Raw genomic sequence first — 8,458 nt, 5'->3', positions numbered from 1 at the left:
GCGGCGCGGGGGGGGGGCGGGGCGCCCTCACCCCGGCCGCCGCGCCCAGCGGGTGACAGGTCCTCAGCCCTCGCCGTCCGCCGCCGGGCCGTCCTCGGCGCGCCGGCCCTCGGTGCGCCGGCCCTCGGCGCGCCCGGTGCGCATCGCAACTGAGGCAAGGCCGGCCTTCTCCCCTGGGACGCTCCCGCCCCGGGTCGGCGGGCCGGGGCGGCCGGTGTCACCCGGGTGCCGGGCCGTGGTGGCGGGGCCGTCCGGCGCCCAGCACCGTGGTCGGGAGGCGACGATCGACAGGACGGTGCAGATGAACGCGAAGGATTCCGTGCCCCGCGTGGTGGTCGGCGTCGACGGCTCGCCGCCCTCGTACGCCGCCCTGCGCTGGGCGGCCCGGCACGCCACCCTGATCGGCGGGGTGGTCGACGCCGTCGGCGCCTGGGAGCCACCGAGCCACTTCGGCTGGTCGGCCCCGGTGGTCGACAGCACCTTCGACCGGGAGCTGGCCGAACGGCGGTTCGCCGAGGAGCTGCACACCGTGCTCGGCGAGGACTGCCGGGCGGAGGTCCGCCAGACGATGGTCATGGGCGACCCCTCCGACGTCCTCCTGGACGCGGCCCGGGGCGCCGAACTGCTGGTGGTCGGCAGCCACGGCCGCGGCGGCTTCAGCCGCACCCTGCTCGGCTCGGTGAGCACCCACTGCGCACAGCACGCCGCCTGCCCGGTGGTCATCGTCCGGGCCCCGTGACGGCAGCGGCACGCGGGCCCGCGCGGCGCCCGGGCCCGCCTCCTCGGTGACGGGACGTCAGCGGGCGGGCCTCGGCGGTGTCAGCGCAGCAGGGCGGCCAGCAGCTCCGCCAGGGACGGGCCCGCGTCCGCCGGGTGGCGCAGCTGCTTGCCGGTGGTCACGTGGTAGTGGTTGGTGCGCCCCTGCCGCTCGTGGCTGAGGTAACCTGCCTGCTCCAGGTCGACGATGATCCGCTGCACCGCCCGTTCGGTCAGCAGGCAGCGGGCGGCGATGTCGCGCACCCTGATCCCCGGATCCCGGGCGATCTGCACCAACACGCGAGCGTGGTTCGTGAGGAAGGTCCACCCCGGGCCCGCCGGCCGGTCGCTCATGGCCCCAGCATACGGCCCGGCCGGCCTTCCCCGGGTTCCTTGCGGGGCCCCTCGCCCCGGAGCGGGGCCCGGCGGTCGCCCGGGGCGGGCGCGCCCGGTGTCCCCGGCCCCCGAGGAGCCGTGGACACCGGGATCAGCGGGCGGTCGGACGGTGCTCAACCGGGGCTCACCCGGCCGCGCCAGCCGCCCTCCTCGCCACCGCGGCGCTCGATGAAGTCCTTGAAGCGTCGCAGGTCCCCCTTCACCCTCCGGTCCACCACTCCCAGCGCGTCCCCGGCTCGCTCGGCGATGCCCTCGGGCCGGAAGTCGATGGCCATGTTGACCCGCGTGTGCTCGTCGTCGAGCCGTTGGAAGGTCACCACGCCCTGTTGCCTCACCTCGCCGTCGACGGTGCGCCAGGCGATCCGTTCGTCGGGCAGCTGGTCGACGATCTCGGTGTCGAACTCACGGGTGACCCCGCCGATGCTCGTCCGCCAGTGGTTGTGGCGGTCGTCCACCTGGGTCACCGCGTCGACGCCCTCCATGAACCGCGGGAACTCCTCGAACAGCGTCCACTGGTTGTAGACGGCACCCAGCGGCACGTCGACGTCGACCGATTCCCTCACCATGCTCATCCGGAGCCTCCTTGCTCGGCACGGCCGGGCCCGTCCCGGCCGACCGCGCGCCTGCCCGCCCAGCGCCGGATCAACCCTCCCGCCGCCCCCGTCCGTTGGCCGGGTGGGGCCGCGCCGTCGAGACCGCCCCCTGGCGTCCGCGCATTCGCGGCAGGGGGCGGGCAGGCGCCGGGCACGGAACAGAACGAGGCGGCGTGCCCCGCCGCACCGGGGCCCGATCCGACGGCGTCGGCCGCCGGCTCGACCCGGCGCCGGGCGCGGAGAACCGGCCCGCCGCAACCGGAACCCCCACCGGGGCCACCCTCTCCGCCGCGCAGCGGCGAGCATGTGCCCGCCGACGTGCCCGACGATCTCCGTGCCCGCGTCGGCCGGTCAGTGCGAGCCGACCGTCTCGGCCCGGGCGCGCAGCGCGTCGTCGATGCCGCGCAGGAAGTGTTCGAGGTCGTCGGGGTTGCGTGAGGTCACCAGGCGCCAGCCGTTGGTGTCGTCCGTGACCAGCGGCTCGTCCGTCCAGGTGGCGCCGGCGTTGGCGAGGTCGGTGCGCAGGGAGGGGTAGGAGGTGAGCCGCTTGCCGTACGCGACGCCGGCCTCGGCCAGCAACCAGGGGCCGTGGCAGATCGCGGCGACGGGCCGCCCGGACGTGGTGAAGGCGAGCACCGTGTCGACGGCCGGCTGCCGGAGCCGGAGGGTGTCCGCGTTGATGGTGCCGCCGGGGATGAGCAGCAGGTCGTAGCCGGCGGCGTCGACCTCGTCGAGGGTGAGGGTGGGGCGCACCGTCTCGCCGGGTTCCTCGTCCCCGACCAGGGTGCGGATGTCGCCCCGGTCGGGGGCGGCGATGTCGACCCGGGCGCCGTTGTCGCGCAGGTGCCGTACGGGAACGAGCAGTTCGTCCTGTTCGACGCCGTAGTTCGTCACGATCGCCAGGACCTTGCCGTGCCGGTCCATGTCTCCTCCTGGTTCGTGTCGGTCCACGGGGGTGCACCCACGCGCACCCCCGGCGCCTGCGGGTACCCGCCCGGCCCGCGGCCATGCCCGGTTCGCCGGGCCCGGTCCGGGTAGCCGCCGGGGACGGGCGGGGCGGTCGGCGCCCGCCCCGCACCCGGGATTCGGGCCCCGAGGAGGCACGGTGGGCAGTGGACGACCGACCCTGGCCGTGGCGGTGACCTGAGGTGGGCGCGGCCGTGGACCCGGAGCAGGCGCTGCGACGGATCGCCTTCCTCCTGGAGTGGCAGGGCGCCTCCCCGTACCGGGTGCGGGCGTTCCACACCGCCGCCGAGGCCGTCCGCGGCCTGCCGCCCGGTGTGGTGGACGCCGCCGCCGTCCGCCGTCTGCGGGGCGTGGGACCGGTCACGTCCGAGGTGATCGCCCAGGCCTCGACGGGTGCGACACCGCCGTACCTGGCCCGGCTGGAGGCCGAGGCCGGGCCCGCGGCGCGAGCCGGCTGGGAGCTGCTGGCCGCCGCCCGGGGCGACTGCCACCTCCACTCCGACTGGTCCGACGGCGGTCACCCGTTCGAGGAGATGGCCGACGCCGCCCGCGGGCTCGGGCACGACTGGGCGGTGCTCACCGACCACTCGCCCCGGCTGACCGTCGCCCACGGCCTCAGCCCCGAACGCCTGCGGCGCCAGCTCGACGAGGTGGCGGCCTGGAACGCCCGCAACGGCCCGTTCCGGCTGCTGACCGGGATCGAGTGCGACGTCCTGGAGGACGGCTCGCTCGACCAGGAGCCCGAACTGCTCGCCCGGCTCGACCTGGTGGTCGCCTCGGTGCACTCGAAGCTGCGCTCCGACGCCGGACCGATGACGGACCGGATGCTGGCCGCGGTCCGCGCCCGCCGTACGAACGTCCTGGGGCACTGCACCGGCCGGATCGTCACCGGTCGCGGCCGGCCGCCGTCCCGTTTCGACGCCGACGCGGTCTTCGCGGCCTGCGCGGCGAACGGAACGGCGGTGGAGATCAACTGCCGCCCCGAGCGCCGTGACCCGCCCGACGACCTGCTGCGCCTGGCCGCGGAGGCGGGCTGCCTGTTCGCCGTCGACACCGACGCCCACGCGCCCGACCAGCTGCACTGGTTCGGCTCCGGGTACGCCCGTGCGGCCCGCCTCGGCCTCGGCCCGGAGCGGCTGATCACCACCTGGCCGCGCGAACGGCTTCTCGCCTGGACCGGACGGGGCGGCGGCTGAGCTGCCCCCCTGGCCTCTCCCCAGGACACGTCCCGCCCGCCGGCGGCCAGGCCAGGCGGGTCAGGTCAGGCCAGGCGGGTCAGGTCAGGCGGGTCAGGCCAGGCGGGTCAGGTCAGGTCAGATAGAAGACCATGCCGACGAGCAGCGCCGACACCGCCAGGGCCAGGAGCACGATGAGGACGGCCGGCCAGGGCCCCCAGGCCCGCCGCAGTTCCACCGGTTCCGGGTGGGAAATGCCGAAGATTCCGCCCTCGGCGGGCGGGGTGTCCCCGCCGGGGAGCGTGTGGTGCGCGTCCAGCGCGGGAGTGCGTTCGGGTTCTGGATCGGGAGTGGTCATGACGTCCCCCGGACGGTTCGGGTTCCAGCGCCCGACGGCTGCCCGGCGACGGCGGCCGGAAACCCGCCCGGCCCCGCTCCCGCCGGGTCCGAACCTCCGGGTCCGTCCGGATCGCCGCGGCCGCCCGGGTTTGGCGGGCCGGTGCCCGGCTAACCGCCCGGTATGGACACCACACCCCTGCACACCCACCGGTGGTCCCGCCGGCTGCGCCGGGCGCTGGACGCACCGGAGCGCTGGGGGGTCCTCGACGCCCCGTCCCGGCCGCTCGCCGAAGCGGTCGAGGCCCTCCCCCTCGGGCCGTACCGCGACGCCCTGCACGGCGTGTGGCTCGGCCACCCGCTCCACCCCGCGATGGTCCAGCTGCCGATCGGCTGCTGGACGTCCGCCGCACTGCTGGACTACCTCCCCGGCGGACACCGGTCCGCCGACGCCCTGGTGGCGGCCGGACTGCTGACCGCCGGGCCCACCGCGCTCACCGGCTGGGTGGACTGGGCCCGGCTCGACCCACCGCGCCGCCGCACCGGCCTGGTGCACGCGCTCTGCAACACCACCGGGGTGCTGCTGTACGGCGGCTCGCTCCTGGCCCGCTGCCGCGGGCACCGGGCGCGCGGCCGGCTGCTCGGCCTGGCCGGGCTGACGGCCGTCTCCGCCGGAGCCGCGCTCGGCGGGCACCTGGCCTACCGGCAGGCCGCCGGCCCGGACCGCGCCGCCGCCGTGCCCCGGCTGGCACCGGCCGACTGGGTCGGCCTCGGCGCGGTGGAGGACTTCCCGCCCGGCGAGCCCGTCCGCGTGACGGCCGGCGAGCTGGCCGTGGTCGTGGTCCACGAGGGCGAGGACTTCCACGTGCTCGCCGAGCGCTGTGCCCACCTGTCCGGGCCGCTCTCCGAGGGCTCCCTCGTGGACGGCTGCCTGCGCTGCCCGTGGCACGGCAGCGCGTTCCGGCTCCGGGACGGCGAGGTGGTGCACGGCCCGGCCACCGCGCCCCAGCCGGTGCTGGAGACCCGGGTGCTCTCCGGGCACCTGGAGGCGCGGCTCCCGGGGGCCGACTGACCGCCCGCCCCGGCCCCCGCGTCGGGCCGAGCCGGTCCGCCGTACCGGCGCCGGGCGCCGGGCCCGGCCGTCGCCCGCTGGGGGACCTGCCGGGCCGCACGCGACGGGCCGCACGCACCGCGGCGGGACGTGCACCCGGGAAGTGCACCGCCGTGCGCCCGGTCCGAGCGACCACGGTCCATCCGGCCGGGGGCGGCACCGGAGTCCCGGCCTCTTCCGGGGCGCCGGGAACCGCCGGACGGCTCCGGCCGGGCGCTCGGCCCCGAACGGGACGGGTGACCCGGCCTCCCGCGGCCCGGACAGGCCGGGTCACCCGCGATGGACCTGTCCGCCGCACTGCGGCCGCCCGGGGCGGGGATCACCGTGACGTGGGACGAAGGAACGGGACGAAGGAACGGGCAGACGGGCGGGCCTCAGCCCGGGTCGTCGGGCAGCGGTGAGCGCAGCGAGGTGCGCCCGGCCCGCCAGCGGCCGAGCAGGTGGTCCGCGAAGCGTCCGTCGACCACCCCGGCCGCGGCGGTGCCGAACGCCACGTCCCGGGCGAACTCCGGTTCGTCACCGACCAGTTCCTCGATGACCCCGCGGCGCACCAGCTGTTCGTGAACGGCGTCCGCCTCGATGTGCTCGCGGTAGAAGAGCGTGCCGTCCGGCCCTCCGCCGAGCCGCGCCAGTGCCGCCGCCAGGCGGGCGGAGCCCGGCGAGGAGGTGATCTCGACGGTCGCGAAGTGCCCGACGGCCGCACCGCGCAGCGCCCGGTGCAGGCCGAGGAGCGTCATCAGGTTGACCACCGCCAGGGTCGGCGCCGGGACGAGGTCCAGGTAGTGCCCGTACGCGGGGTCGAGGCCGAAGGCGGCCATCATCCGGGCGAACAGCCGTGCGTGCGCCCGTTCCGGCCGTCCGGCGCCGTACTCGTCGTAGAGGATCGCCGTCAGCACCGCCTGGGCGGGCCCGTGGATCCTCGGCAGCATCCACAGCTGCGGATCGGCCTCCTTGAGGTGGTAGACCGAGCGGTGCACCAGGTACTCGCGGGCGTGGCGGCGCTCGCCCTCGGCGAGCAGGAAGTGCGACGGGCCGGTGCCGTCGGGCGGCTCGGTGAGCAGCGCTTCCAGGGCCTCCGGCAAGGGCGGTACGGGCTCCGCCTCCGCGCGCACCGCGGCCAGGAACGGACGCTCCAACTCCTGCCGGAACCTGAGAAGTTCGGGGTCCCACTCCCAGCCGTCCCGGACCCCGGGCAGTCCTCGGTCGTGGAGTTCGTAGCACAGGTGGAGGGCCAGCTGGTGGTCCTCGCTCCAGGGCTCGGCGCGGGAGCCCGGCACGGCGAGCATCCGGCCGGCCCCGGGCGGTCCGGCGGTGAGCAGGGCGAGCACCGCCGCCGACAGCGGTCCGCGCGCGGCGGGCAGCCCGCTCACCGGCCCGCTCCCCGTCCGTCGGCGCAGGCGCACGGTACGGCGAAGGCGCACGGTACGGCGAAGGCGATCGCGGGTGTCCGGGCCCAGCGGCCGGTGAGCGCCCACGGGACGGGCGCGGCCGAGGTCCGCGGTCCAGCGGCCGGCGGGCCGGAGGAGAACGGCGCGAGCCCGAGGACGGCCCCGGGCCGTGCCCGGTGCGCCAGTCCCCGGGCCCCGGCGAGCGGCCCGGTCCCGGTGGCGCCGCGCGGCCGGGCGTCGAGTGCGTGGTCACGCCGGCGTTCGCGCTCGACGCCGAACAGTTCCTCCCGTTCCCGCCGGTCCATCGTGTCCTCCTGCCGTCCGGATCCGCCCCTGCCGTCCGGGCGGGTGCCCGGACGGACGGCGCTCTAACGCCCGGGGACCCATCGGCGGAGGGACGGCCGAGGGCGGCGGCAGCCGGCGGGGTCGGGGCGGGCCGTCGTACCGCCGGGCGGTCCGCACCGCGAGCGGCGGACGGCCCGCGGATCGCGGATCACGGATCGCGGAGGTTTCGCGACGCCCGCCCCGGAAAGCCGCTCCGGCGAAGACCCTGCGACGAAGACCCTGCGACGATGCGAGGCTGCCATGACCGCGTTCGGCTACTTCCTGTCCTGCGAAGAGTTCACCCCCGCCCAGCTGGTCGAGCAGGCGCGGCCGGCGGAGCGGGCCGGCTTCACCCGGCTGGCGATCTCCGACCACTTCCACCCGTGGAACGACGCCCAGGGCAACGCCCCGTTCGTCTGGGGTGTGATCGGCGCGCTGTCGCAGGCCGTCCGGCTGCCGGTGACCACCCTGGTCACCTGCCCGACGGTGTGACTGCACCCCGCCGTGACGGCGCAGGCGGCGGCCACGGTGGAAATGAAGGTGTGCTGGTCGGAGGAGCGTGAGCGGGCAGTCAAGACCGTCCACCGGCTCTGGCCGACGGAGCTGCTGCCCGGCGAACTCGCCCAGGTGCTGCCCACGCCCCGCCACTTCGAGCAGGCCACCGAACTGGTGACCGAGGAGATGGTGGCCCGCTCGGTGGTCTGCGGCGACGATCCGCAGTCGCACGCCAACCAGCTGCGCGCCTACGTCGGCGCCGGGTTCGACGAGGTCTACGTCGGCCAGATCGGCCAGGAGCAGGAGGGGTTCTTCGACTCCGGGGGGCCGGAAACACGGCACCGGGGGAAAGTCAGTCGGACTCCTGCGGTTCGTCGGTCCAGCCGGTGGCGTCGTGGTCCTCCAGTTCCTCCCGCAGCCAGGCCAGCGTGGAGCTGAGCAGCCGGGAGACGTGCATCTGGGAGACGCCGATCCGCTCGGCGATCCGGGACTGCGTCCAGCCGTCCCAGAACCGCAGTTTGAGGACGGTCTGCTCGCGTTCGGGCAGCCGGGCCAGCAGCGGGCGCACGGCGATCCGGAAGTCGGCGAGTTCGATGCCGGGATCGCAGTCACCGAGCCGGTCCAACAAGGAGCTGCCGCTCTCGTCGGTGTCCCGCTCACGCAGCGCGTCCAGGGAGTTGGGGCGGCAGACCCGGCCCGCTATCAGGCCCTCGGTGGCCTGTTCGACGGTGAGGTGGAGCTCCTCGGCGATCTCCTCGGGCCGTGGGAGGCGGCCGAGCTCCTGTTCCAGGCGGTCGGAGCCGCGGGCGACGCAGAGGTAGACCTCCTGCATGCTGCGCGGGACCCGCACCGGCCAGGAGGTGTCGCGGAAGAACCGTTTGATCTCGCCGGTGATGGTGGGGATGGCGTAGGTGACGA

10 protein-coding genes and 1 pseudogene are annotated in these 8,458 nt (G+C 76.1%); 4 read left to right on the top strand and 7 right to left on the bottom strand.

Translation table 11 applies throughout. From position 1 onward, the window contains the following. Window positions 1–301 precede the first annotated feature (301 nt). Complete coding sequence (locus tag ACWD4P_RS37095) at window positions 302–739, top strand: universal stress protein (protein ID WP_449782674.1); 438 nt, start codon at window positions 302–304, stop codon at window positions 737–739. An 80-nt stretch (window positions 740–819) separates the two neighbouring features. Here the strand turns inward: ACWD4P_RS37095 and ACWD4P_RS37090 are convergent, their stop codons facing one another. The 3 genes from ACWD4P_RS37090 to ACWD4P_RS37080 all read right to left on the bottom strand — a co-directional run bounded on the left by ACWD4P_RS37090 (window position 820) and on the right by ACWD4P_RS37080 (window position 2,669). Further along, entirely contained in the window at window positions 820–1,110 is a 291-nt protein-coding gene (locus ACWD4P_RS37090; RefSeq protein WP_359830912.1) for a helix-turn-helix transcriptional regulator, read from the bottom strand. A gap of 155 nt (window positions 1,111–1,265) precedes the next feature. Continuing rightward, on the bottom strand, window positions 1,266–1,724 hold the full coding sequence (locus ACWD4P_RS37085; protein ID WP_359830911.1) for an SRPBCC family protein: 459 nt from the start codon (window positions 1,722–1,724) through the stop codon (window positions 1,266–1,268). 372 nt (window positions 1,725–2,096) lie between these two features. After that, window positions 2,097–2,669 carry a DJ-1/PfpI/YhbO family deglycase/protease gene (locus tag ACWD4P_RS37080; protein WP_449782673.1) on the bottom strand — a complete coding sequence of 191 codons (573 nt, stop codon included), beginning with the start codon at window positions 2,667–2,669 and terminating at the stop codon, window positions 2,097–2,099. Between the two features lie 236 nt (window positions 2,670–2,905). Here ACWD4P_RS37080 and ACWD4P_RS37075 point away from each other — a divergent pair, with 236 nt between their 5' ends. Then, window positions 2,906–3,907 (top strand): PHP domain-containing protein, encoded by a 1,002-nt coding sequence (locus ACWD4P_RS37075; RefSeq protein WP_449782672.1) that lies wholly within the window; start codon window positions 2,906–2,908, stop codon window positions 3,905–3,907. A gap of 112 nt (window positions 3,908–4,019) precedes the next feature. Here the strand turns inward: ACWD4P_RS37075 and ACWD4P_RS37070 are convergent, their stop codons facing one another. Further along, window positions 4,020–4,244: a DUF6480 family protein gene (locus ACWD4P_RS37070; RefSeq protein ID WP_449782671.1), complete on the bottom strand. Its 225-nt coding sequence runs from the start codon at window positions 4,242–4,244 to the stop codon at window positions 4,020–4,022. Between the two features lie 162 nt (window positions 4,245–4,406). On the opposite strand from ACWD4P_RS37070, the gene ACWD4P_RS37065 reads away from it, so the two are divergent. Then, window positions 4,407–5,294: a Rieske 2Fe-2S domain-containing protein gene (locus tag ACWD4P_RS37065; protein WP_449782670.1), complete on the top strand. Its 888-nt coding sequence runs from the start codon at window positions 4,407–4,409 to the stop codon at window positions 5,292–5,294. 413 nt (window positions 5,295–5,707) lie between these two features. On the opposite strand, the gene ACWD4P_RS37060 is transcribed toward ACWD4P_RS37065, so the two are convergent. Both ACWD4P_RS37060 and ACWD4P_RS37055 read right to left on the bottom strand, forming a co-directional pair. After that, on the bottom strand, window positions 5,708–6,703 hold the full coding sequence (locus ACWD4P_RS37060) for an iron-containing redox enzyme family protein (protein ID WP_449782669.1): 996 nt from the start codon (window positions 6,701–6,703) through the stop codon (window positions 5,708–5,710). Further along, window positions 6,700–7,026, bottom strand: a complete 327-nt coding sequence (locus ACWD4P_RS37055; protein ID WP_449782668.1) for a hypothetical protein — start codon at window positions 7,024–7,026, stop codon at window positions 6,700–6,702. The genes ACWD4P_RS37060 and ACWD4P_RS37055 overlap by 4 nt, the downstream gene beginning before the upstream one ends. A gap of 280 nt (window positions 7,027–7,306) precedes the next feature. Between ACWD4P_RS37055 and ACWD4P_RS37050 the strand changes: the two are divergent. Further along, window positions 7,307–7,978, top strand: a pseudogene (locus ACWD4P_RS37050) (LLM class flavin-dependent oxidoreductase). On the opposite strand, the gene ACWD4P_RS37045 reads toward ACWD4P_RS37050, so the two are convergent. After that, window positions 7,893–8,458: sigma-70 family RNA polymerase sigma factor (locus ACWD4P_RS37045; protein WP_449782667.1), on the bottom strand; the 566-nt coding region annotated here is incomplete at its 5' end. The pseudogene ACWD4P_RS37050 and the gene ACWD4P_RS37045 overlap by 86 nt on opposite strands.

This window comes from Kitasatospora sp. NPDC002543, assembly GCF_053594915.1.
This window is presented reverse-complemented; position numbering and strand designations above follow the sequence as displayed.